The 25220-nt window shown below is 60.8% G+C and carries 20 protein-coding genes and 1 tRNA gene; 13 read left to right on the top strand and 8 right to left on the bottom strand.

What is annotated here, in order from left to right; genetic code table 11:
- The first annotated feature begins 31 nt into the window (after positions 1-31).
- The 6 genes from ACM1ZW_RS22995 (at position 32) to folD (ACM1ZW_RS22970) (ending at position 8600) form a co-directional block, all read left to right on the top strand.
- Positions 32-1162: an aminomethyltransferase family protein gene (locus ACM1ZW_RS22995; protein ID WP_414883655.1), complete on the top strand. Its 1131-nt coding sequence runs from the start codon at positions 32-34 to the stop codon at positions 1160-1162.
- Positions 1163-1193: 31 nt separating this feature from the next.
- The gene (purU, locus tag ACM1ZW_RS22990; RefSeq protein ID WP_414883654.1) at positions 1194-2060 is read left to right on the top strand and encodes a formyltetrahydrofolate deformylase; all 867 of its coding nucleotides are present in this window, start codon (positions 1194-1196) and stop codon (positions 2058-2060) included.
- A gap of 39 nt (positions 2061-2099) precedes the next feature.
- Positions 2100-3467 (top strand): NAD(P)-binding domain-containing protein, encoded by a 1368-nt coding sequence (locus tag ACM1ZW_RS22985; protein ID WP_416739414.1) that lies wholly within the window; start codon positions 2100-2102, stop codon positions 3465-3467.
- A 15-nt stretch (positions 3468-3482) separates the two neighbouring features.
- Positions 3483-5825 carry a DUF1989 domain-containing protein gene (locus ACM1ZW_RS22980; protein WP_416739413.1) on the top strand — a complete coding sequence of 781 codons (2343 nt, stop codon included), beginning with the start codon at positions 3483-3485 and terminating at the stop codon, positions 5823-5825.
- A gap of 75 nt (positions 5826-5900) precedes the next feature.
- Entirely contained in the window at positions 5901-7580 is a 1680-nt protein-coding gene (locus ACM1ZW_RS22975) for an APC family permease (protein ID WP_416739412.1), read from the top strand.
- A gap of 96 nt (positions 7581-7676) precedes the next feature.
- Complete coding sequence (gene folD / locus ACM1ZW_RS22970) at positions 7677-8600, top strand: bifunctional methylenetetrahydrofolate dehydrogenase/methenyltetrahydrofolate cyclohydrolase FolD (RefSeq protein WP_414883650.1); 924 nt, start codon at positions 7677-7679, stop codon at positions 8598-8600.
- A 53-nt stretch (positions 8601-8653) separates the two neighbouring features.
- On the opposite strand, the gene ACM1ZW_RS22965 is transcribed toward folD (ACM1ZW_RS22970), so the two are convergent.
- From ACM1ZW_RS22965 to glnT, 5 genes are all read right to left on the bottom strand, one after another.
- Positions 8654-9979, bottom strand: coding sequence for an ammonium transporter (locus ACM1ZW_RS22965; RefSeq protein ID WP_416739411.1), 1326 nt, complete (start codon positions 9977-9979; stop codon positions 8654-8656).
- 229 nt (positions 9980-10208) lie between these two features.
- A complete protein-coding gene (locus tag ACM1ZW_RS22960) occupies positions 10209-11537 on the bottom strand; it encodes an FMN-binding glutamate synthase family protein (RefSeq protein ID WP_339491984.1) in 1329 nt (442 codons plus the stop codon).
- A 15-nt stretch (positions 11538-11552) separates the two neighbouring features.
- Complete coding sequence (locus ACM1ZW_RS22955) at positions 11553-12236, bottom strand: protein glxC (RefSeq protein WP_416739410.1); 684 nt, start codon at positions 12234-12236, stop codon at positions 11553-11555.
- 11 nt (positions 12237-12247) lie between these two features.
- A complete protein-coding gene (locus ACM1ZW_RS22950) occupies positions 12248-13153 on the bottom strand; it encodes a class II glutamine amidotransferase (protein WP_416739409.1) in 906 nt (301 codons plus the stop codon).
- 72 nt (positions 13154-13225) lie between these two features.
- Positions 13226-14560, bottom strand: coding sequence for a type III glutamate--ammonia ligase (gene glnT / locus ACM1ZW_RS22945; RefSeq protein ID WP_414883646.1), 1335 nt, complete (start codon positions 14558-14560; stop codon positions 13226-13228).
- A 282-nt stretch (positions 14561-14842) separates the two neighbouring features.
- Here glnT and ACM1ZW_RS22940 point away from each other — a divergent pair, with 282 nt between their 5' ends.
- The 7 genes from ACM1ZW_RS22940 (at position 14843) to ACM1ZW_RS22910 (ending at position 22482) form a co-directional block, all read left to right on the top strand.
- Entirely contained in the window at positions 14843-15442 is a 600-nt protein-coding gene (locus ACM1ZW_RS22940) for a helix-turn-helix domain-containing protein (RefSeq protein ID WP_123366042.1), read from the top strand.
- A 241-nt stretch (positions 15443-15683) separates the two neighbouring features.
- Positions 15684-16550: a formyltetrahydrofolate deformylase gene (purU, locus tag ACM1ZW_RS22935; protein ID WP_414883645.1), complete on the top strand. Its 867-nt coding sequence runs from the start codon at positions 15684-15686 to the stop codon at positions 16548-16550.
- Positions 16547-17452 carry a bifunctional methylenetetrahydrofolate dehydrogenase/methenyltetrahydrofolate cyclohydrolase FolD gene (gene folD / locus ACM1ZW_RS22930; protein ID WP_416739408.1) on the top strand — a complete coding sequence of 302 codons (906 nt, stop codon included), beginning with the start codon at positions 16547-16549 and terminating at the stop codon, positions 17450-17452. The genes purU (ACM1ZW_RS22935) and folD (ACM1ZW_RS22930) overlap by 4 nt, the downstream gene beginning before the upstream one ends.
- On the top strand, positions 17434-18675 hold the full coding sequence (locus ACM1ZW_RS22925; protein WP_046052994.1) for an FAD-dependent oxidoreductase: 1242 nt from the start codon (positions 17434-17436) through the stop codon (positions 18673-18675). Before folD (ACM1ZW_RS22930) ends, ACM1ZW_RS22925 begins: the two co-directional genes overlap by 19 nt.
- Before the next feature lie 13 nt (positions 18676-18688).
- Positions 18689-18988 carry a sarcosine oxidase subunit delta gene (locus ACM1ZW_RS22920; protein WP_123722572.1) on the top strand — a complete coding sequence of 100 codons (300 nt, stop codon included), beginning with the start codon at positions 18689-18691 and terminating at the stop codon, positions 18986-18988.
- A complete protein-coding gene (locus tag ACM1ZW_RS22915) occupies positions 18985-21882 on the top strand; it encodes a 2Fe-2S iron-sulfur cluster-binding protein (RefSeq protein WP_416739407.1) in 2898 nt (965 codons plus the stop codon). Before ACM1ZW_RS22920 ends, ACM1ZW_RS22915 begins: the two co-directional genes overlap by 4 nt.
- A gap of 3 nt (positions 21883-21885) precedes the next feature.
- Positions 21886-22482 (top strand): sarcosine oxidase subunit gamma, encoded by a 597-nt coding sequence (locus ACM1ZW_RS22910; protein WP_416739406.1) that lies wholly within the window; start codon positions 21886-21888, stop codon positions 22480-22482.
- 182 nt (positions 22483-22664) lie between these two features.
- On the opposite strand, the gene ACM1ZW_RS22905 is transcribed toward ACM1ZW_RS22910, so the two are convergent.
- The 3 genes from ACM1ZW_RS22905 to uvrC all read right to left on the bottom strand — a co-directional run bounded on the left by ACM1ZW_RS22905 (position 22665) and on the right by uvrC (position 25219).
- Positions 22665-22740, bottom strand: a tRNA-Gly gene (locus ACM1ZW_RS22905).
- A gap of 62 nt (positions 22741-22802) precedes the next feature.
- A complete protein-coding gene (pgsA, locus tag ACM1ZW_RS22900; RefSeq protein ID WP_017339130.1) occupies positions 22803-23363 on the bottom strand; it encodes a CDP-diacylglycerol--glycerol-3-phosphate 3-phosphatidyltransferase in 561 nt (186 codons plus the stop codon).
- A gap of 32 nt (positions 23364-23395) precedes the next feature.
- Positions 23396-25219: an excinuclease ABC subunit UvrC gene (gene uvrC, locus ACM1ZW_RS22895; RefSeq protein WP_017339131.1), complete on the bottom strand. Its 1824-nt coding sequence runs from the start codon at positions 25217-25219 to the stop codon at positions 23396-23398.
- Between the last annotated feature and the right edge of the window lies 1 nt (position 25220).

Below are 25220 nucleotides of genomic sequence, written 5' to 3'. Positions count from 1 at the left end.
CTGACCCACTTTCACCGACAAGGATCTTCACATGGCGCATTCATGGCGTATTTCTGCACTGGCCGAACGGCACCGCGCACTCGGCTCGAACCTCGAAGACTGGAACGGCATGGGCACTGCCTGGACCTACGACAGTGACCTGGCCGATCACCATCAGGCGATCCGTACACGGGCCGGATTGATGGACGTGTCCGGACTGAAAAAAGTCCACTACGTTGGCCCCCACGCCGAGAGCCTGCTGCAATGGGCAACCACCCGCGACATTGCCAAGCTCTACCCCGGCAAATCAGTGTATGCCTCGATGCTCGACGAGGACGGAAAATTCGTCGATGACTGCATCGTCTATCGCACCGGCCCCAACGCCTTCATGGTGGTCCATGGTGCAGGCAGTGGCCACGAAATGCTGGTGCGTTCATCTCAGGGTCGCCAGGTGGCGGTGCTGTTCGACGACGACCTCCACGACCTGTCACTGCAAGGGCCGCTGGCAGTGGATTTTCTCGCCGAGCACGTCCCCGGGATTCGTCAGCTGCCCTATTTCCATCACCTGCAAACCCGCCTGTTCGACCGTCCGGTGATGATCTCTCGCACCGGCTACACCGGCGAGCGCGGCTACGAGATTTTCTGCAAGGCCGCCGATGCCCCAGCGCTGTGGGACACGATCCTCGAACAAGGCGCGGGCCTGGGCATCATCCCTTGCGCCTTTACTGCCCTGGACTGGTTGCGGGTGGAAAGCTCGCTGATGTTTTTCCCCTACGACAACTCCCAGATGTACCCCTTCGCCGATCAGAAGGCTGGCGACACCCTGTGGGAAATGGGCCTGGATTTCACCGTTTCCCCGGACAAGCGCGAATTCCGTGGCGCCGAAGAGCACTTTCGGTTGCGCGGTCAGGAGCGCTTCAAGATCACCGGCGTGTTGCTCGAAGGTGTCCGCGCCGCGGAGGCCGGCGACACCTTGTGGCAGGGCAACCAGCAAGTCGGGGTGATCACCTGCGGCATGTATTCGCGCCTGAGCAAGCGCTCCATGGCCATCGCCCGGATGAGCGTCGCCTGCTCGAATCCAGGCATTGCCCTGCAGGTGCGCGGCAGCCAGGAAAGCGCCGCTGTGACCCACGCCTTGCCCTTCGACGACCCGGAAAAAACCAAGCGCACAGCCAAGGGCTGAGCCTCCAACCACTTTATCCAAGGGACCTTCGATGGACACTTCCAACGAACATTACATTCTCAAGATCAATTGCCCGGCAGCGTCCGGCATCGTTGCCGCGATCACCACCTGCCTGGCCGGACAGCAGTGCTACATCAGCGAGCTGGCGCAATTCGACGACGAGTTCACCGGGCAGTTCTTCATGCGTGCGGTGTTCCGCTTCAACACCGGAGTGACCGGCGATATCGGTGCCCTGCGCGAGGATCTGGGCGACCTGGCCGGCGGCTTCGACATGCAGTGGCAGCTGTTCTGTAGCAGTCAGCCGACCCGGGTGCTGCTGATGGTCAGCAAGTTCGACCACTGCCTGACCGACCTGCTGTACCGCCATCGCAAAGGCGAGATGGACATGCACATCACCGCAGTGGTCTCCAACCATCTGGACCTACGAGCCATGGCCGAACGCGAAGGCATTCGCTTCATCTACCTGCCGATCACCAAGGACAGCAAGGCCAGCCAGGAAGCCGAGTTGATGCGCATCGTCGAGGACACTCAGACCGATCTGGTGGTGCTTGCCCGCTACATGCAGATTCTGTCCGACGGACTGTGCCAGCAGCTGTCCGGCCGGGCCATCAACATTCATCACTCGTTCCTGCCCGGTTTCAAGGGCGCCAAGCCCTATCACCAGGCCTACGACCGTGGCGTGAAGCTGATCGGCGCCACCGCTCACTACGTCACCAGCGACCTCGACGAGGGACCAATCATCGAGCAAGAAATCCAGCGGGTCGACCATACCCACCTGCCCGACTCGCTGGTTGCCATCGGCCGCGACACCGAAACCGTAGCGCTTTCCAAAGCCCTGAAATACCACCTGGAACACCGAGTATTCATCAACCAGGACAAGACGGTGATTTTTCGCTGAGCGAGCCTTTTTTCCGAATCACAGCCACGAGAAACGACCATGACCACACGCGTAGCAATCATCGGCGCCGGCCCTTGCGGCATGGCTCAATTGCGGGCATTTCAATCGGCCAGGGACCAGGGAACGCCCATCCCGGAACTGGTCTGCTATGAAAAACAGCAAGACTGGGGTGGCATGTGGAATTACACCTGGCGCACCGGCCTGGATGAAAACGGCGAACCGGTGCACGGCAGCATGTACCGCTATTTGTGGTCGAACGGCCCGAAGGAATGCCTGGAGTTCGCCGACTACACCTTCGAAGAACATTTTGGCCGCCCCATCGGCTCCTACCCGCCACGGGAAGTGCTCTGGGACTACATCAAGGGCCGCGTCGAAAAAGCCGGGGTTCGCGACTACATCCGTTTCAACAACGTGGTGCGCCAGGTCACCTTTAACGAAGAGACTCACCGCTTCACGGTGGTCGCCCACGACCACGGCAGCGATACCCAGACCTCGGAAGAGTTCGACTATGTGATCAACGCCTGCGGGCACTTTTCGACGCCGAAGATGCCGTACTTCCCCGGATTCGAGCAGTTCGGCGGACGCATCCTGCACGCCCATGATTTCCGCGAGGCGCTGGAGTTCAAGGGCAAGGATCTGCTGATCGTCGGCAGCAGCTATTCTGCCGAAGACATCGGTTCCCAGTGCTACAAATACGGCGCCCGTAGCATCACCAGCTGCTACCGCACCGCGCCCATGGGCTATGACTGGCCCGCCAACTGGGAAGAAAAACCGCTGCTGCAGCGCCTGGAAAAAAACCGCGCGTACTTTATCGACGGCACCCACAAGCACATCGATGCGGTGATCCTGTGCACCGGCTACAAACATCACTTCCCCTTCCTGCCGGACGAACTGTGCCTCAAGACCGACAACCGGCTATGGCCGATGAACCTGTACAAGGGCATTTTCTGGGAGCCCAACCCGCAACTGATCTACCTCGGCATGCAGGACCAGTGGTACTCGTTCAACATGTTCGACGCGCAGGCCTGGTACGCCCGCGACGTGATCCTGCAACGCATCACTCTACCCGACCAGACACAAAGGGCCGCCGATAGTCAGCAATGGCATGCCCGTGAGCAGCAGCTTGAAACCAACCAGCAGATGTTCGAATACCAGGGCGCCTATATCCAGCAACTGGTGGACGCCACCGATTACCCGAACTTCGATATCGCCGGGGTCAACGACACCTTCCTGCACTGGAAGCACGACAAGGCCCACAACATCATGGGTTACCGCGACAAATCCTACCGATCGCTGATGACCGGCACCCAGTCGCCACCCCACCACACGCCTTGGCTGCATGCCCTGGACGATTCCATGGCGGCGTACCTCGGTGAACCGCCGATGTCCGTCAAGTCGATCGGTTGACCCGGGAGCCCCACCATGAATGCACCTCGTGTTTCCCGCCCGCGGGAGCCCGGACTCTTTGCCCGGGCCCCGGCCCAGGAGCGCTATCGGGTGACCGCTGGCGGCCTGACCCTTGTCGCGCTGCAGCCCGGCGACAGCCTGCAAGTGATAGACCTCGAAGGCCGGCAACCTTGCGAATTGCTGGCCGTGGATATGCTCGGTCGCAGCGCCCTGGCGGCCTGGGCACTGAGCGGTTCGACGGCCTGCGGGTTTATCGGCGCACGGCTCGCCGAACCGACCTTGCAGGCTCGGCGTATCAACCAGGCTTTGAGCCGACGCGGCATTGATCCGTACCACCTGCTCAGCGCGGCTTCACTCTGGGACGAGGACAGCCCTGCCGACTTCAGTCGCCACTTTGTCGCCAGCGATGAACTGCTGGTGATTGTCGCTGCGCCCGCCGGGCCAACAGCCGTCGACCGGCAGTATCGGCCCAGCGAACTGAGGTTGTGGGTGACACGAGCCAATCCTTCGCCGCTACTGCTCCCGGTGTTGCCCGAACCGTTGGGCGAGTTAATTGACGAATTCACCATTAGCGCCGGCACCGCCCACAGTTACACCGTCGGCAAAGGGCAGTACGTGCAGGTGCTGGACGTCGCCGGCCGCCAATGCTCGGACTTCGTCGCCCTCGATCGACGGGCACTGGATCGCGGTCTGGAGCTGGACTTGGACCAGACCGTAACCCGCACCCTGAACGGCAGCGCCTACCCGGCACCGGGACTGTTCTCAAAGTTTTTTGACCGGCAGATGCAACCGATGCTGGAGGTGGTGCGTGACACCGTCGGCCGCCACGATTCCTTCGCCCTGGCCTGCGCCGCGCGCTACTACGAGAGCCATGGCTACTTCGGGCACGACAACTGCAGCGACAACCTCAGCCGAGTGCTCGCATCCCATGGGGTCAAGGCCCGCAATGGCTGGCCGGCGATCAATTTCTTTTTCAATACCGGAATCGACGCGCACCAGCAGATGACCCTGGATGAACCCTGGTCGCGCCCCGGCGACTACGTGCTGCTGCGGGCCATGACCGACCTGCTGTGCGGCAGCACCTCGTGCCCGGATGACATCGACCCGGCCAATGGCTGGAACCCGACCGATATCCATGTCCGCATCTACAGCGAAAAGGAGCATTTTTCCATCGCCATGAGCACTCGAACCACGGCCGATGCCGACCCGATACTCACCCGTGAGTCCGCGTTTCACTCACGCACCAGCGCCTTGACCGGCAGCTTCGTCGACTACCGCAACTGGTGGCTGCCGCTGCGCTATGACGGCTATGGCGCAATCGAGGAATACCTTGGTTGCCGCGAGCGAGTGGCGGTGATGGACCTGACCGCCCTGCGCAAATTCGAAATCATCGGCCCCGACGCGGAAGCGTTGTTGCAGTACTGCCTGACCCGCGATGTGCGGCGCCTGGCGGTGGGTCAAGTGGTGTATTCGGCGATATGTCACGAGCACGGCGGCATGCTCGACGACGGCACACTGCTGCGCCTGGGCCCGGACAATTTTCGCTGGATCTGCGGCGAGGATTACGCCGGAGTCTGGCTGCGCGAACAGGCGCAAAAGCTTGGCATGAAGGTCTGGGTCAAATCCGCCAGCGAGCAGATCCACAACCTGGCGGTGCAAGGCCCGATGAGCCGCGAGCTGCTCAAACAGATGGTCTGGACCCCGCCGACCCAACCGAGCCTGGAAACCCTCGGCTGGTTCCGTTTCCTGGTGGGCCGTCTGGACGGGTACAACGGCTGCCCGCTGATGATCTCGCGCACCGGTTACACCGGCGAACTGGGCTACGAAGTCTGGTGCCAGCCTGAGGATGCCGAGCGGATCTGGGACCGAATCTGGGCGCTGGGCCAACCGTTGGGCCTGGTGCCGTTGGGCCTGGAAGCGCTGGACATGCTGCGTATCGAAGCCGGGCTGATTTTCGCCGGCTACGAATTCAGCGACCAGACCGATCCGTTCGAGGCCGGTATCGGCTTTTGCGTTCCGTTGAAAGGCAAAACCGATGACTTCATCGGCCGCGACGCCCTGCTACGGCGCAGTGCCCATCCCGCTCACAAACTGGTGGGTCTGCAACTGAGCGGCAACGAAGGCGCCGACCACGGCGACCCGGTGTACCGCGGCCGAGCCCAGGTCGGGGTCATCACCAGTGCCTGCCGCTCGCCGCTGCTGGCCAGCAATATCGCGCTGTGCCGGGTCGACGTGGCCTGCGCCGACGTCGGCACAGCGTTGGAGATCGGCAAAGTCGATGGCCTGCAGAAGCGCATCAGCGCCACGGTCACCGCAGCGATTTTCTACGACCCCGACAAGAGCCGGGTACGCAGTTGATCGATCACATGAACTTAAGCGCCACCCGACTTTGACTGCCCCACTACCACTCTACTCAGACATGGGAATACGAAGATGGAAGCGACTACGTTCGAGGCCGTACCGCAGGCCGCCAGCTCAGTGGGCAGCCTGCACCGCAAAATCGATTGGCGCGGGGCTTTCTGGGTCGCCAGTGGCGTGCCCGCCCTGGTCCTGTTCTCTATCGGCGCGATTGCCGCCACGGTAGGCAAACCGGCCTGGATCGTCTGGATTGTGTCGATTCTGTTCGGCTTCATCCAGGCCTTCACCTATGCCGAAATCGCCGGGCTGTTCCCGCACAAATCCGGTGGCGCGTCGGTCTACGGTGCAGTCGCCTGGGTGCGCTACAGCAAGCTGATCGCACCGGTCTCGGTGTGGTGCAACTGGCTGGCCTGGTCCCCGGTTTTGTCCATTGGCTCGGGGCTGGCAGCCGGTTACATCCTCACCGCATTGTTCCCCGCTGATGCGTTGATCAATACCTGGCAACTGACCCTGCTTGACCTGGGCTGGGTCAAAAGCGGCCTGTCGCTACGGATCAACGCGACGTTCGCCATCGGCCTGCTGATTTTACTGACGGTGTTCGCCGTGCAGCATGGCGGCATCTTGCGCTCGGCACGCCTGACCCTGGTGCTTGGCGTGACCTCGCTGATTCCTTTGTTGCTGGTGGGCGTGGTGCCGTTGTTCACCGGGGACGCGGCCCAGGCCAACTTCCTGCCGTTGTACCCGCTGGCCCATGACGCGGCCGGGCAAGTGATCGACGGGCCTTGGGATATTTCCGGGTGGTCATTGATGGCTGGCGGCCTGTTCATGGCTGCATGGTCCACTTACGGTTTCGAAACCGCGGTGTGCTACACCCGGGAATTCAAGGACCCCAAGCGTGACACGTTCAAGGCCATTTTTTACGCCGGCCTGCTGTGCATTCTGGTGTTCACCCTGGTGCCCCTGGCGTTTCAGGGCAGCCTCGGACTCGGCCAACTGGTGACACCGGCGGTGCTCGATGCCAGCGGCGCGGTGGTCACACCGGCGGTCTATAGCGGTCTGTTGTCACCCGCGATCTACAGCGGCATGGGCGTGGGCCAGGTCATGGCGGACAGCATCGGCGGCGGTAAGCTGGTGGCCAACATCGTGCTGATCATGTTGGTCCTGGCCACGTTGCTGGCGATCATGACCTCGATGTCCGGCTCCTCGCGCACCCTGTATCAGGCATCGGTGGATGGCTGGTTGCCGAAATACCTGGGGCGCACCAACGAACATGGCGCGCCTACCGCAGCGATGTGGACCGACTTGTCGTTCAACCTGCTGCTGTTGCTGATGTCCGATTATGTGTTCGTGCTGGCCGCGTCCAACGTCAGCTACATCATCTTCAATTTTCTAAACCTCAATGCCGGCTGGATCCATCGCCTGGACCGTCCCGACTGGATACGCCCGTACAAGGCCCCGACCGTGCTGTTGGTCGCGGGTGGCGTACTGAGCTTCGTCAACCTGGCGTGCATGGGGCTGGGAGCCGATATCTGGGGCGCCGGCACCCTGGTGACCGGCCTGTTGCTGGCGCTGTTGATTCTTCCGGTGTTCTGCTACCGCCACTATGTGCAGGACAAGGGCAGCTTCCCGGAAGCGATGCTCAGCGACCTGTACATTCAGACCGATGCCGGACAAAAACGCGCCGGTTGGCTGCCTTATGCAACGCTGATCGCGGGTGTACTGGTGGTGTACGGTTGCCATCAACTGGTAGCCTGAGCGTCCTTGCCTGCTGGTCTCTGATGGATCATCGGGGCGCAACGACGCCTCGATGATCACTTCGCCCCCCTATCAATCAAAACGACGGTGACTCTTTTGATCAGCACCACCCCTGCACTTGCCCGCGTTATCGACGGCAAAGCCATCTCTGCCCAGGTTCTCGACGAAGTTCGAGAAGAAGTTCTGGTCTTGGCCGGACAGCAGATTTACCCGGCCCTGGCCGTGCTGCTCGTCGGTGAAGACCCGGCCAGCGAGGTCTATGTGCGCAACAAACTGCTGCGGGCCAAGGAAGTCGGCATTCGCTCCCTTGAATACCGTCTGCCGGACGACGCCAGCCAGGCGCAAGTACTGGAACTGATTGCCCAACTGAATGCCGATGCCACGGTGAACGGCATTTTGGTGCAGTTGCCCCTGCCAGGACATATCGACGAGGCGGCAGTGATTCACGCCATCGACCCGATCAAAGACGTGGACGGATTTCATCGGGAAAACGTCGGCGGCCTGGTGCAAGGCATCGAAGTCCTGACACCCTGCACGCCCAGCGGCTGCATGCGTCTGCTGCATGAAACCTGCGGTGACTTGAGCGGCTTGCACGCGGTGGTCATCGGTCGTTCGAACATTGTCGGCAAACCCATGGCAACCTTGTTGCTGCAGGCCAACTGCTCGGTCAGCGTGGTGCACTCGCGCAGCGTCGATGCACCGGCGTTGTGCAGGTTGGCGGACATCGTGGTTGCGGCGGTGGGTCGACCTGAGATGATCGACGCCAGCTGGCTCAAACCCGGAGCGGTGGTGATCGATGTCGGCATCAATCGCATTACCGACGCGTCGGGAAATCGTCTGGTCGGTGATGTCGATTACGCCAGTGCGCGCACTGTTGCCAGCGCGATCACGCCGGTACCCGGTGGGGTCGGGCCGATGACCATTGCGTATCTGCTGAAGAACACCCTGATCGCCAGTCAATTGCAGCGTGCCGCCGTAGCGCGCGAGCGTAAGTCGATCAGTGATGCAGCGTTGAGCTGAGCACCACGAAAACGGCCCACTCGAAGGTGGGCCGTGTCGTTCAATAGTAACGATCAGTGGTTGTAGGCACTCTCGTTGTGTTCAGCCAGGTCCAGCCCCATGTCCTCCACCGATTCATCGGCACGCAAGCCGATGACGGCGTTGATCACCTTGAGAATGATCCAGCTGATGACGAAGCAGTACACCGTCGTCAGCAACACGCCCTTGATCTGCGCCACTACCTGAGCGCCCATGGTCACGTCTTCCACCAGTCCACCCAGGGACGGCACGCAGAACACGCCGGTCAATACTGCACCAATCATTCCGCCGATACCGTGCAAGCCAAACACGTCGAGGCTGTCGTCATATCCAAAGCGGCGTTTCAGCACAGTAACGCTCAAGTAGCAGAACACCCCACACAGCAGACCGATGGCCAATGCGCCGCCGACGCCCACATACGCACACGCCGGAGTAATGCCGACCAAACCGGCAAAAGCACCGCTGGCCAGGCCCAAGGCACTCGGCTTGCCGACCTTGAACCACTCGGTGAACATCCAGCCGAGAATCCCCGCGCAAGCGCCCAGTTGGGTGTTGAGCATGACAATGCCCGAAGTGCCATTGAGACCGCCGCCGGAACCGATGTTGAAGCCGAACCAGCCAACCCAGAGCATGGCCGCGCCGGCCATGGTCAAGCTCAAGTTGTGGGCGGGCATTGGCGTATTCTGGTAACCCTTGCGCTTGCCGAGAATCAGGCACGCAGCCAAAGCAGCGACGCCGGCATTGATATGCACCGCAGTGCCACCGGCAAAATCGAGAACGCCCCAGTTATGCATCAAAGCGCCCGAACCGCCCCAGACCATATGGGCGACGGGCGCATAAACCAGGGTAAACCACAGGGCCATGAACCACAGCGCCGCCGAGAACTTCATGCGCTCGGCGAATGCACCGGCAATCAGCGCCGGGGTAATGATCGCGAAGGTCATCTGGAAGGTCACAAACACGCCTTCCGGAATGTCACCGACCAGGCTCTCCGGGGTCATGCCAGCCAGAAAGGCCCGGCTCAAACCACCGACGAAACTGTTGAACGTCACCTGCCCCTCGACCATGCCGGTGCTGTCGACCACCATGCTGTAGCCATAGATCACCCACAGCACACCGACCAGGCCGGCGATGCCGAAGCACTGGGTGAACAGCGAGAGCGTGTTTTTCGCCCGCACCAGACCTCCGTAGAACAAAGCGAGGCCCGGCAGACACATGAACAGCACCAGCACCGCTGCGGTCACCATCCAGGCGGTGCTGCCGGTGTTCAAGGTGGGTGCATCGGCCGCCTGGGCGAGCGGCGCGAGCGCGCCGGCCGCCAATAAGACAAGAAGGGATTTGCCGAGAAGACGATTGACCATTTTCAAAGCTCCTGCAAAAGAATGGAAAGTGTCTGGCAGCGAGCAAAGTGAGTGTGCACGGGCCTCTTGAGAGACCTCTTGGTCGTTGAATGAACATGCCGCGGTCTTTCAGACCCGCTTATAACTGTGGCGAGCGAGCTTGCTCGCGCTCGAGTGCGTAGCACTCGCAAAGATTCTTGGGGCCGCTTTGCAGCCCAGCGCGAGCAAGCTCGCTCGCCACAGGTTTTTGTCAGTAACCGGTACCGGAACCCGGAATCCAGTTGGTTCCCGCCAGCGGCACCCGCGCCATGGCAGCCGACTCCACGGTCAGCGCCACCAGATCCTCGGGATCGAGGTTGTGCAGGTGCGACTTGCCGCAAGCCCGGGCCATGGTCTGGGCTTCCAGCACCAACACGCGCAAGTAGTTGGCCAGACGCCGACCACCTTCCACCGGGTCCAGGCGCTTGGACAGCTCCGGGTCCTGCGTGGTGATCCCGGCCGGGTCGCGGCCGTTCTGCCAGTCATCGTAGAAACCGGCGGCCGAGCCGATTTTCTTCAGTTCCTCGTCCAGGCGTGGATGGTTATCGCCCAAGGCAATCAGCGCGGCCGTCCCGATGGCCACCGCATCCGCACCCAGCGCCATCGCCTTGGCGACGTCGGCACCGTTGCGAATCCCTCCAGAAACAATCAGCTGAACCTTGCGATGCATGCCCATCTCCTGCAAAGCTTGTACCGCTTGCGGAATGGCCGACAAAATCGGGATCCCGACGTGTTCGATGAACACTTCCTGAGTCGCTGCGGTGCCGCCTTGCATGCCGTCGAGCACAATCACGTCAGCCCCGGCTTTTACCGCCAACTTGACGTCGTAGTAAGGCCGGCTGGCGCCGATCTTCACGTAGATCGGTTTTTCCCAATCGGTGATTTCCCGCAACTCGGCAATCTTGATCGCCAGGTCATCCGGGCCAGTCCAGTCAGGGTGACGGCAGGCGCTGCGCTGGTCGACACCGATCGGCAAGGTGCGCATACCAGCCACGCGTTCGGTGACTTTCATGCCCAGCAACATACCGCCGCCACCGGGTTTGGCGCCCTGCCCCAGGACGATTTCAATGGCGTCGGCCTTGCGCAGATCGTCCGGGTTCATGCCATAGCGGGACGGCAAATACTGATACACCAAATGCTGCGACTGGCCGCGTTCTTCCGGGGTCATGCCGCCGTCACCGGTGGTGGTGCTGGTGCCGGCGATGGTCGCGCCACGGCCCAGGGCTTCCTTGGCATTGGCCGACAAAGCACCGAAGCTCATGCCGGCGATGGTCACCGGAATCTTCAGGTGAATCGGCTTCTTGGCGAAGCGGTTGCCGAGGATGACATCGGTGCCGCACTTCTCCCGATAACCTTCCAGCGGGTAGCGCGAAACGCTGGCGCCGAGCAGCAGCAGGTCATCGAAATGCGGCAGTTTGCGTTTGGTGCCACCACCGCGAATATCGTAGATGCCGGTTTCCGCGGCACGCTGGATTTCCTGGATGGTCAGGCGGTCGAAGGTGGCTGACTCGCGCAGCACTGGAGGGGTTTTCTCACTCATGTTATGGCTCCTGGATCAGTACGCGGACGCGTTATCGACTTTGAAGTTGTACAACTGACGGGCCGAACCGTAGCGTTTGAAGTCAGCCGCCTTGTGCTCGAAACCGGCGCGGTCGAGCAGCCCTTGCAGCTCTTCCAGGTGCTCGGCGCGCATCTCTTTCTCGATGCAATCCGAGCCCAGGGACTCAACGGTCCCTTTCACGTAGATGTGGGTTTCATACAACGAATCGCCCAGCGCATCGCCGGCGTCGCCGCAGACCACCAGGCGACCGGCCTGCCCCATGAAGCAGCTCATGTGGCCGATGCTGCCGCCGACAACGATGTCGATGCCCTTCATGGAAATCCCGCAACGCGCCCCAGCGTCGCCTTCAATCACCAGCAACCCGCCATGGGCCGTAGCACCGGCCGCCTGAGAGGCGCTGCCTTTAACCCGGACGTAGCCGGACATCATGTTTTCGGCACACCCGACACCGACGTTGCCATGGACGGTAATCGCGGCTTTTTGATTCATCCCCGCGCAGTAGTAGCCGGCGTGACCCTGGATATCGATGGACACCGCTTGATTCACCCCGACCGCGAGGTTGTGCTTGCCATCGGAGTGAGTCACCACCCACTCGTGATCGGTCACGTTATTGACCTGATCGTGCAGCGCCTGATTGAGGTCACGCACGGTGGCAGTGGAAAGATCGATGGTTTTCATGTGTGCGCTCCTTAAGCTGACTCGCGTTCCCAGATGTAGAGAGTGGCCGGTGCAGGCTCCCAGATTCTGGCGTTTTCGATTCCCGGCAGGCTCGACAAGGCCTGATACTCGGAGGCCATGGCGACGTAGTCGTCCGTCTCGGCAAGGATCGCCGGCTTGCAGGCGACCGGGTCGCGGATCACCGCAAAACCGTTGCGGGTGCCGATGGCGAAGGTGAAGAAACCGTCGAGATCCTCCAGCGAGTGATCCAGCGCTTCCTTCAATGAATCGCCCTGCTGCAGGCGCCAGGTCAGGTAGCCGGCGGCCACTTCGGTGTCGTTGTCGGTCTCGAAGTGAATGCCTTCGCGCTTGAGTTCCTGACGCAGGCGGAAGTGGTTCGACAACGAGCCGTTGTGCACCAGGCACAGGTCGGCGCCAGTGGAAAACGGATGGCTGCCCTCCATGGTTACCGCGCTTTCGGTGGCCATGCGGGTGTGGCCAATAATGTGGCTACCCTTCATGCCGGCCAGGCCGAAGCGTTGGGAAATCTCCTGGGGCAAGCCCATGCCCTTGAGGATTTCGATGCTTTGCCCGGCGCTCATGATGCGCAGGCTCGGTGCCAGTTCAGCGAGGGCCAGGCGTACCGGCGCCTCTTCGGCATGGATCTTCAACACCGCGGCACTGGCGTTCTGGAACCACTCCAGCGAACAGCCCAGGCGCCCTTCCAGTTCGCCCATCAGGGTTTTCCAGTCGAAGCCTTCGGTGGTCGCCTGCAAGGTCAGCTTGACCCAGCCGTCCGCCACTTCATCGCCGTAAATGGCGAAGCCGGCACTGTCCGGGCCACGATCGGTCATGGCCTGCAACATCGGTTCGAAAAGCTTGCCGAGCTGGGATTCCAGCTGCGGATTTTTCAGGTAAAGACCTACGATTCCACACATATCAAGTCTCCTTCGGAGGCAGTGAACGCCCGGCGCCGTGCCGGGTGCCCGAATGGTTATCAAAATGGAAAATCAGAAAAATTCGGTGTAGCGCTGGATCTCCCAATCGGAGACGTGGCGGCTGTATTCCACCCACTCCATGCGCTTGAGCTTGATGAACTCGCCAACGATCTCGGGGCCAAGCACCTCGGCGAACAAGGGGTCGGCTTCGAGCGCGTCGCAGGCTTCCTTGAGCGATTGCGGCAGGGTCTTGATGCCCCGCGCGGCAATCTGCTCGAGGCTCAGGCTGTAGAGGTTTTCATTGCAGACGTGGTCGATTTCCAGCTGCCGATCGATGCCATCCAGGCCGGCGGCGATGATCGCGGCGCTGACCAGATAAGGGTTGCAACCAGCGTCCGGCAGACGGAATTCGAGGCGCCCGTAAGGCACCCTCACCATGGCCGAACGGTTGTTGGCGCCGAAGGCGATAAAGGCTGGCGCCCAGGTCGCACCGGACAACGAATTACCCACCACCAGACGCTTGTAGGAGTTGACCGTCGGCGCGGCGAAGGCACACAGCGCCGGGCCGTGGGCAAGCAGGCCCGCGGCGAAGTGATAGGCCATTTTCGACAGCCCCATGCCGCTCGGATCACTGGCGTCATGGAACAGGTTCTTGTTGTCGGCACTGCTGATCGACAGGTGAAAGTGCATACCGTTGCCGGCACGTTTCGGGTCGGGCTTGGGCATGAACGAGCAGATCATGCCCAGGTCATTGGCGATTTCGCCGGCGGCCATGCGGAAGAAGGTGAAGCGGTCCGCCGAGGTCATGGCGTCGCTGTAGGTGTAGTTGATTTCGAACTGGCCATTGGCGTCTTCGTGGTCGATTTGATAGACCTCGAAATCCACTGCTTGCAAGGCTTCGGTCAGGCGTTCAAGAAACACCCGGGAGCGCGACAGGCCTTTATAGTCGTAGCAAGGCTTGTCGAGGTTGTCGCTGGGGTCGACCAATTGCAACTTGCCCTGCTCGTCGCGACGCATCAGGTTGAACTCGGGTTCCAGGCCGGTGTTGAGGGTCCAGCCCTTTTCTTCCAGGCGTTGCACTTGTTGCTGCAGCACATAACGGCTGTCATACGGATGCGGCTTACCGTCGACGTGGCCGACGCACACCACCCGCCCGTAACCCGGCTGCCAGGGCACCGGAGCCAGGGTGGACAAGTCGCCGCGAGCCATGAAGTCCGGACCGTGGGGCTCCATGCCCATGCCACTGATCGCGAACCCGGCAAAACCCGCCCCCTCTTCGGCGACGGTCTTGAGCCCACAGATCGGCACCGACTTGGTCTTGGCCGCACCGTGAATATCCACAAATTGCGCAAGCACGTACTTGATCCCGTGCTTGTCGATGATGCGCTGGGTTTCTGCTGGCAACATTGCTCGTCACTCCTCGCGAAAGGCAAAACATTCTGGATGGGCCTTGACCGTCTTTTTATTCCTAAAAAGAAAGTTATTTTCCCAATAGGAATGCAAAGCCCTTGCCAGATTCGCGAGTGGAACGTCGAAACGCCGTGACAGGCGCTTTTGTGCTGTATATATGGGAATATTCTTTTCCCTGTGGGAATACTGCCCGCAGGGCAGGCGACAAGCGTCGCCATTTGCACTTTCTCAGTGCGAAACTAATATTACCGAACGGAAAGCGTGCAGGATCTGATGACTATGTCGACCGAAACCGCCCCGCGCCTCAAGCTTGAGCAATATCTGGGATTGCAGATCAAGCGCCAGCGCCAGGCTCAGGATCTAAAATTGTCTGACGTGGCCAAGATTGCCGATATCAGTCAGGGCATGTTGAGCAAGATCGAAAACGCCCAGGTGTCCACCAGCCTCGATACCCTGAGCCGTCTGTGCGACGTGCTTGGCCTGCCACTGTCCAAGTTGTTCAGCGAATATGACCAGCAGGACGGCAGCGCGCTGTTGGTCAAGGCCGATCAGGGCATGGAAGTGGTGCGCCGCGGCACCGAGAAAGGCCATACGTACCATCTGCTCAACCACACCCGTGGGCCGAAGAAGAGCTTCGAGGCCTACATGGTCAGCATGGATGACGCGAGTGAGGAGTTTCCGACCTTCTCCCACCCTGGCACCGAATTCCTCCACCTGCTGGAAGGTGAACTGATCTATCGCCACGGCAATCAGTTGTACCGCATGGAGGCTGGCGACAGCTTGACGTTTGAAGGCGAAATTCCTCACGGCCCCGAGCAACTGGTGCAAGTGCCGATCCGCCTGCTCTCGATCATGAATTACGGCAGCGACAAAGAGTAACGCCCCCTCTTCCCCTGCTTTGCCCCGCCTTAAGGCCGACCCACGTCGGCCTCACGCATTTTCCTGTCAGTTAAAAAACTTTCTTAAAAGCTCTGGACGTGACACACCCATTTCCCCTATAAAGCCACCAACAGGAATAATTTATTCCTCACAAGAAAACGTGCTCAAGGAATGAGCCTGCTGTCCGCTGACACTTTTTTCGCTATGCGATGAGCTGCCGCCATCATCCCGAGGACGTGTCATGCAACACGAAAAAAACCATTTCATCATTAAGATCACCTGTCCCGCGGTGTCCGGCATTGTCGCTGCCGTCACCACCTACCTGGCGGACAACAGTTGCTACATCGGGGAGATGGCGCAATTCGACGACGACTTCAGCGGCCGGTTTTTCATGCGTGCGGTGTTCCGCTTCAACGACGGCCATCAGGGCGACATTCAGCAGATCAAGGACGGCTTCGCCGACGTCGCCAAGGCGTTCGAGATGACCTGGGAATTGCACGACACCCGCGAACCGATGCGCGTGCTGCTGATGGTCAGCAAGTTCGACCACTGCCTGACTGACCTGCTCTACCGCTACCACAAGGGCGAGATGGACATGACCATCACCGCCATCGTCTCCAACCACCTCGACTTGCGACCCATGGCCGAACGCGAGGGCATTCGCTTCATCTACTTGCCGGTGACGAAGGACACCAAGGCTCGACAGGAAGCCGAGCTGATGAAGATTGTCGACGACACCAACACTGAGCTGGTGGTGTTGGCGCGCTACATGCAGATCCTCTCCGATGACCTGTGCAAGCAACTCTCGGGGCGGGCGATCAACATTCACCATTCTTTCTTGCCCGGCTTCAAAGGCGCCAAGCCTTATCACCAGGCCTACCAGCGCGGCGTGAAACTGATCGGCGCCACCGCCCATTACGTCACCAGCGACCTCGACGAGGGACCGATCATTGAGCAGGAAGTACAGCGCGTCGATCACGTCTACCTACCCGACGACCTGGTCGCCACCGGCCGCGACACCGAAACCGTGGCCCTGTCCAAGGCGGTCAAGTACCACCTGGAGCACCGGGTTTTCCTCAACCAGGACAGAACGGTGATCTTCCGGTGAACACGCACAAGCTGATCGACGGCAAGGCCACTGCTGCCCGCGTGCTGGTACAGGTCCGCAAGGACGTGGAGCGCCTGCGCGAGCAAGACATTCAACCGGCACTGGCGGTGATTCTGGTGGGCAGCGACCCGGCCAGCCAGGTCTACGTGCGAAACAAGATCCTGCGCGCCGAAGAGGTGGGTATCCGCTCGCTGGAACATCGGCTGTCCACGGACACCAGCACTGAACAATTACTCATTCTGATCGCCCGATTGAATGCCGATCGTTCGATCCACGGCATTCTCCTGCAACTGCCGCTGCCTTCGCATATCGATGAACTACGTGCACTGGAAGCTATCGCTCCGGCCAAGGATGTAGACGGGTTCCACAGTCAGAACGTCGGTGGTCTCAGCCAGGGTCGCACGGTGCTCGCGCCCTGCACCCCCAGTGGTTGTTTGTATTTGCTGGAACAAACCTGCGGCGATTTGCGCGGCAAGCACGCAGTGGTGATCGGCCGCTCGAACATCGTCGGCAAACCCATGGCAGCGTTGTTGCTGCAGGCCGACTGCTCGGTGACCCTCCTGCATTCGCACAGCCCGGACCCGCAGGCTCTATGCCGGCAGGCAGACATCGTCATCGCCGCCGTGGGGCGCCCAAGGCTGATCGACGCCAGTTGGCTCAAGCCAGGCGCCGTGGTGATTGACGTCGGCATCAACCGCATCGAAGACGATGGCCGCAGCCGCCTGGTAGGCGATGTCGACTTCGACAGCGCCCTACCCCATGTCGCAGCGATCACTCCGGTCCCTGGTGGTGTCGGGCCGATGACCATCGCCTTTCTGATGAAAAACACTGTCACCGCTGCCCTTGCGCAACACCAGGCTCTACACAACCAATCGGAGGCCCTATGCCATTCAATCTATTGAAGTACGGGCTGAGTTCGGAGTACCCGGTAGAAGTGGATTTGCCGCCACCAAAGGAACTCAAGTCGAGCTATGACGTGGTGATCATCGGTGCCGGCGGCCACGGTCTGGCCACCGCTTACTACCTGGCCAAGTACCACGGCATCACCAACATCGCGGTGCTGGAAAAGTCTTACCTGGGCGGCGGCAATACCGCGCGCAACACCGCGGTGATCCGCTCCAACTACCTGACCAGCGAAGGTGTGCGCTTTTATGCCGAGTCGGTGCGGATGTTCCAGTCGCTGTCCAACGAGTTCGACTTCAACATCATGTACTCCGAGCGCGGCCAACTGACCCTGGCCCACACCGATGCCACGGTGCGTTCGTTCCGGCAGCGCGCCGAGGTCAACAAACACTTTGGCGGCCGTACCGAGATGATCGACCGGCAGCAGATCCGTGAACTGGTGCCCAGCCTCAACCTCGATCCCGGCCACTTGCCGGTAATCGCCGGGCTTTGGCACATCGACGGCGCCACCGCGCGCCATGACGCGGTGGCCTGGGGTTATGCCAAACAAGCCGCCAAGCGCGGCGTGGAAATCCATCAGCTCACCGAAGTCCAGGACCTGATCATCGAGAACGGCGCCATCACCGCCGTCAAGACCAACCGAGGCACCATCAAATGCGGTTGTGCGGTGCAGGCGATTGCCGGGCACAGTTCGTTGCTGATGGCCAAGGCCGGGATCCGTTCGCCGATCCAGACCTTCCCGCTGCAAGCGATGGTCACCCAGCCGTTCAAACCGTTTCTCGATCCGCTGGTGAGTTCCTCTGCCCTGCACTGCTATGTGCAACAGACCAGCCGTGGTGAAGTGGTTTTCGGCGGTGGCTCCGATCCCTATCCGCTGTTCAACACCCGCTCGACGCTGGACCTCAAGGAAAGCCTGCTCGCCCATGCGATCGAGATGTTCCCGTTCCTGGCCAACGCCAAGCTGATGCGCCAATGGGCCGGCATCACCGACATGACCCCGGATTACAGCCCGATCATGGGCCTGTCGCCGGTGAAGAATTACTACCTCGACGCCGGTTGGGGCACCTGGGGTTTCAAGGCCACGCCGATCTGCGGCAAGACCATGGCCGAGTTGGTCGCCAGCGGCGGCAAGGTGCCGGAGCTGATCAAACCTTTCGGCCTCGAACGTTTCTCGACCTTCCAGCAAGTCAACGAAATGGGCGCCACGGCGGCCAGCCACTGACGGAGAGCAGACGATGAAAATCATGACGTGCCCGCTCAATGGGCCGCGCAATATCAGCGAGTTCACCTATGGTGGTGAATTCAAACCCATGCCCGACCCCGTCACGTGCAGCGACGGCGATTGGGCGGACTACGTGTTCAATACCGACAACCTCGCCGGCGTGGTGCGCGAGTGGTGGATGCACACTCCATCCAGCTACTGGTTTCTGGCGGAGCGGCACACCGTAACCGACGAAATCCTGCGGACCTTCGACCCCAAAGAGCTGTTCACCGCCCGTGTCGACTTTAGCGCCGCCAAGGAGATCGCAGGATGAATCGTCTACCCGCCCCTATGGGCTTGCTGATCGACCGTGATCAACCACTGGACTTCAGCTTCGACGGCCAGCGCTACCAAGGTTTGCAAGGCGACAGCATCGCCAGCGCCCTGTTGGCCAACGGGCGTTTCCTCATCTCCCGTTCGTTCAAATACCATCGCCCCCGCGGCCCGCTGACCATGGCCGGTCAGGACGCCAACAGCCTGGTACAGTTGTCTGAAGAGCCGAACGTGCTGGCCGACGCACACGCGTTGTCCGCCGGTTTGCAGGTGACAGCGCAGAACGTCAACGGCTCGCTGGATAACGACAAGGATGCCTACCTCGGCAAGTTCTCGAAATTCATGCCGGTGGGTTTCTACTACCGCTCGTTCTACAAGCCCAAGGGCATGTGGAAAGTATGGGAACCGATCATTCGCAAGAAGGCCGGCCTCGGCGTGCTCGACCTGAAGTTCCAGCCCGAGTACTACGACAAGGCCTACCTTTTCACCGACCTGGCAGTCATCGGCGCAGGCCCCGCCGGGCTTCATGCGGCGCTGACGGCAGCCGACGCGGGGGCCAAAGTGTTGCTCATCGAGCAACAACCGGTTCTCGGCGGTTCGCTGAACTACGCGCGCTTCGACATCGACGGCAACAAGGCTGAAAACCTGCGCCGCGAACTGCTCGCTGCAGTAGAGCAACACGCCAATATCCAGATCCTGACCGAGGCCACCTGCAACGCCTGGTTTACCGACAATTACCTGCCGGTGATTCAGGGCAAACGCATGTACAAGGTCCGCGCCCGCCAGTGCCTGGTGTGCAGCGGTGCTTTCGATCAGCCGGTGATCTTTCGCAACAACGACCTGCCGGGCGTGATGCTGACCAGCGCCGCGCAACGGCTGATGAAACTGTATGCGGTCAAACCCGGTAACCGCGCCGTGGTGCTGACGGGCAACGATGACGGTTACCTCGCCGCGCTGGATCTGCATGACCAGGGCGTGGAGGTCGTCGCTGTGGTGGACCTGCGCCATGGTCCTTCGGACGAATCCTTGCTGCTCGCACTGGCACAACGCAAGATCTACCATCAGAGCAACAGCACCGTATATGAGGCCCAGCACGAGAAAGGCATGCGCCATATCAACGGCGTCGACGTGCGCAAGATCACCGCACAAGGCCAGGTCGCCGAGAGCGGGCAACACCTGGAGTGCGATTTACTGTGCATGTCCGCCGGCTACATGCCGGTCTATCAACTGCTTTGCCAGGCTGGCGGCAAGCTGGCCTACGACGATCAGCGTGCCGAGTTCACGCTCAGCGGCCTGCCAAAGAATCTGAATGTCGCCGGCTCGGTCAACGGTCGTCACCAGCTGGATAACGTGATTGCCGATGGTGTGAATGCCGGTGCCGAAGCCGCCCTCGCGCTGGGTCTGACAGTCGACACGCAACGCGCGCCATTCAGCGGCGAGGCGCGGGTCAACTTTAATTGGCCAATCTTCCCGCACCCTAAGGGCAAGGACTTCGTCGACTTCGACGAGGATCTGCAAGTGGCCGACATCGTCAACGCCACCCGGATCGGCTATCGCGACGTGCAACTGGTCAAGCGCTACTCCACCGTCGGCATGGGCCCGTCTCAAGGTCGTCACTCGGCGCTGCCGACCGCGCGGTTGGTGGCCTGGGCCACCCAACGCAACATCAGCGAAACTGGCGTGACCACGGCGCGACCACCGTTTGTGGCTGAAAAACTGGCGCATGTCGCCGGTCGCGCGTTCGACCCGTACCGGCAAACGCCAATGCATGCCCGACACCTGCAAGCCGGGGCGAAGATGATGCCCGCCGGAATCTGGCAACGCCCGGCCTACTACGGCAACGCCAAGGATCGCGAACGCTGCATGCAAGCCGAAGCCTTGCACGTGCGGAACAAGGTCGGCCTCATCGACGTCTCGACCCTCGGCGGCCTGGACGTGCGCGGCCCGGACGCCGCCGAACTGCTCAACCGGATGTACACCTTTGCCTTCCTCAAACAGCCGATCGGCCGTTCTCGCTATGCGCTGATGACCAATGAGCATGGGGTGGTGATCGACGATGGGGTCTGCGCGCGGTTTGCCGAAAATCACTTCTACGTCACTGCCACCACCAGCGGCGTCGACCGGATCTATCAGCAGATGCTCAAGTGGAATGCACAGTGGCGCCTGGACGTGGACGTCGCCAACGTCACCGCGGCCATTTGCGCGGTCAACGTCGCGGGGCCGGACTCGCGCAAGGTGCTGGAACAGGTCTGCACCGACCTCGATCTCAGCGCCGAAGCCTTCCCTTACCTGGGCGTCCGTCAAGGCACCGTGGCCGGCATCAAGGCCCGGTTGTTGCGAGTCGGTTTTGTTGGCGAGCTGGGCTATGAAATTCACGTACCCGCGCGTCACGGGCTCAAGCTCTGGGACGCACTGGTTGAGGCCGGCAAAGCACATGACATCCGCCCCTTCGGCGTCGAAACCCAGCGCCTGCTGCGCCTGGAAAAAGGCCACGTGATCATCAGCCAGGACACCGACGGAATGACTCACCCGGCGGAAATCGACATGGGCTGGGCGATCAGCCGCACTAAGCCGTTCTTCGTCGGCCGCCGTTCGGTGGACATCCTCGAAGCCCAGCCACTGAAACGCAAACTGGTGGGGTTCAGCCTGCCCAAAGGCAGCCTGCAACCGCTGGAAGGCCATCTGGTCCTTAACGGCCCGGACATCAGCGGCAACGTCACATCCTGCGAGTATTCCGCCTCCCTGGGCAAGATCATCGGCCTGGCCTACGCCGGCATCGACCAGAGCACGCCTGGGCAACAAATTCCGATCCGCGTCGAAGGCGGCATCGTGGTCCAGGCCGAGGTGGTGCAGTTGCCCTTCTTCGATCCCGACAACCAACGCCAGGAGCTTTGAGTCATGACCAGTCTGAAAGAACAACACAGCATCGCCCGGCAAGCCCTGGCACCGCTGCCGGGGTGCCGCCTGGCGGACCTGACCGACCTGCCGCGGGTCGGTTTTCGCGGCGCCTACAGTGCCGAGTACCTGCGCAGTCGCGGCTTCGCCCTGCCAGATGCGCCCAACCGTGCGGTGATTCAAGCCGATGGCAGTCAGGTGGCGCGGCTGTCGCAGACCGAGTACCTACTGCTGGGCAGTCCAGAGGATCAGGGCCAACGAATGGCGGATGAAGAGGCCCGCTGGGAACTCGACCATCAAGCCAACTATCTGCTGCCTCGTCAGGACAGCCATGCCTGTTTTCAGCTGATAGGGAATCATCTGAGCGACGTATTGGCCAAGCTCTGCGGGGTTGATCTGAGCCCGCAGGCGTTCGGCTCGGGAGCGGTGGCCCAGACGTCGGCGGCACGCATCAACGTGATCGTCATCAATTCAGGCACCGTGCAGCAGGCGAGCTTGCACATCCTCTGTGACCGGGCGTCGCAGGAGTATTTTCGGGAGGCGTTGGAGGATGCAATGCAGGAGTATTCAGGTCTGGCTACGGCTGTGACAGCGCGCTGATTCTGCCGCCCTACTGATCGTGTATGTTGAGACGAAATCGATGTACGTTTTAACGTACAAAAAAAGTGGTCAGCAAAACTCGCTGGAACGAAAAAAGAGGCCGAAGCCTCTCTTTTCAACGCTGAACGTAAATACCACGCACAAAAAAACGCCACTCATTGAGTGGCGCTTTTTGTGAATCTTGGAGCGGGAAACGAGACTCGAACTCGCGACCCCGACCTTGGCAAGGTCGTGCTCTACCAACTGAGCTATTCCCGCGTCTTGGTGAGGCGCATTCTATAGAATCCAGATGCCCCGTCAACCCTTTGATTCAAAAAAGTTTATTTCTTTTCCACGTCGGTCTTCAGATGCGGCCAGGCAGCCCGCAAATATTGAACCATGGACCACAGCGTCAGGCCCGCAGAGATCAGCAGCAAGGCGTAACCCACCAGAACCCAGAACGTGAAATCCGACGGATTGGCCAGCAGGATCACCAGCGCCAGCATTTGCGCAGCGGTTTTCCATTTGCCCAGGTTCGACACCGCGACGTGAGCACGAGCACCGAGCTCGGCCATCCACTCCCGCAGCGCCGAGACGACAATTTCACGACCGATGATCACGGCGGCCGGCAGCGTAAGCCACAGGTTACCGTGTTCCTGCACCAGCAACACCAGCGCCACGGCGACCATCAGTTTGTCGGCCACCGGATCGAGGAAAGCCCCGAACGGCGTGCTTTGCTCCAGACGTCGAGCCAGATAACCGTCCAGCCAGTCCGTGGCGGCGGCAAACGCAAAGACCGAAGCGGACGCCAGGTAGCTCCATTGGTAAGGCAGGTAAAACAGTAAAATGAAGATCGGGATAAGCAGGACGCGTAGAACGGTAATCAGATTAGGGATATTCATCGGCACAACTGGCTACGAGGTGAGGTGGCATTCTACTCGCTGTGCAGATTTGCATAAATCAACTCTGCGAGCTTTTTACTGATCCCGGGGGCTTTGGCGATCTCGTCGATGCTGGCACGAGACAGCTCCTGCAATCCACCAAAATGTTTCAACAAATCGCGCCGGCGTGTTGGTCCAACGCCTGCAACGCCCTCCAGTGTAGACGTGCGACGCGTTTTGCCACGACGGGCACGGTGCCCGGTGATTGCGAATCGGTGGGCTTCGTCACGGATCTGCTGGATCAAATGCAACGCCGGGGAATCACCACGCAAGGTAAATTCGTGGGCGGCGTCGTTAAGGTACAGGGTTTCGAAACCGGCCTTGCGCGTCGCGCCCTTGGCCACGCCCAGCAAAATCAGGTCGGGCACCGCCAGCTCATTGAGCACATCGCGCGCCATGGACAACTGCCCCTTGCCGCCGTCCACCAGCAGAATGTCCGGCAGCTTGCCCTCCCCGTCCTTCAGCTTGCTGAAACGTCGGGTCAGGGCCTGGTGCATCGCGGCATAGTCATCGCCCGGCGTGACGCCTTCGATGTTGTAGCGCCGGTAGTCGGACTTGATCGGGCCTTCGGGACCGAACACCACACAGGACGCCACGGTCGCTTCGCCGCTGGAGTGACTGATGTCATAACACTCCAGGCGCTGCGGTGGCTCATCCAGTTTCAGCACGTCGGCGAGGGCATCGAAACGCGCGGCGACGTGTTGGCGGTTGGCCAGGCGCGCGCCCAGTGCCTGCTCGGCGTTGGTCACGGCCAATTGCTGCCAGCGGGCCCGTGTCCCGCGAACCCTGTGGCTGATGGTCAGTTCGCGACCACGCAACTCCTCAATGGCCGCGATCAGTGTCGGAAAATCTTCGTGAACCACGTTGACGATCAGCTCGCTCGGCAAATCCCGTTCAGGGCTGCTGACGAAGTACTGACCGAGAAACGCGGCCATGACTTCGGAAACGTCTTCTTCAATACCCACCTGCGGGAAAAAGTTCTTGCTCCCCAGCACCCGGCCACCGCGCACGCTGATCAGATGAACACAGGCACCGCCCGGGTTGACGAATGCGGCGATCACGTCGACGTCACCCGTCCCGCCTTCCATGCTCTGTTGATCCTGGACCCGGCGCAGTAACGAGATCTGGTCGCGCAATTCGGCGGCACGCTCGAACTCGAGGTTGATCGCTGCCTCTTCCATGCCGGCGGATAACTCGTCGGTCAGCGCGTTGCTGCGCCCCTCGAGGAACATCACTGAGTGCCGCACATCTTCGGCATACACCTCGGGCTCCACCAGGCCGACACAGGGCGCCTTGCAGCGTTTGATCTGATATTGCAGGCACGGCCGCGTGCGGTTCTTGTAATAGCTGTCTTCGCACTGGCGCACGAAAAAGGTCTTTTGCAGCAGGCTCAGGCTTTCGCGAATCGCACCGGCGCTGGGATAGGGACCGAAATACTTGCCCTTGGCCTTCTTCGCACCGCGATGAATACTCAGGCGTGGAAACTGGCCATCAGAGAGGAACACGTACGGGTAGGATTTGTCATCGCGCAGCAGGATGTTGTAGGGCGGGCGCCATTCCTTGATCAGCGTCTGCTCGAGCAGCAAGGCTTCGGTTTCGTTGGCCGTGATCGTCGTTTCGACCTGGGCAATACGTGCCACGAGTGCAGCGGTCTTCGGAGCGAGCCCGGACTTGCGGAAGTAACTCGACAGGCGACTCTTGAGGTTCTTGGCCTTGCCGACATAGAGCAGGCGCGCGTCGCTGTCGAACATGCGGTAGACGCCGGGGCGTCCACTGACCGTCGACAGGAAAGCACTTGGATCAAAGGTGTCAGTCATT

Origin of the sequence: Pseudomonas sp. NFX71, from assembly GCF_048079215.1 — a bacterium.
In the GTDB taxonomy this organism is placed as follows: Bacteria; Pseudomonadota; Gammaproteobacteria; order Pseudomonadales; family Pseudomonadaceae; genus Aquipseudomonas; species Aquipseudomonas fluorescens_B.
Note: the sequence above shows the minus strand (reverse complement) of the source record. Positions and strands in the feature narration are given on the sequence as shown.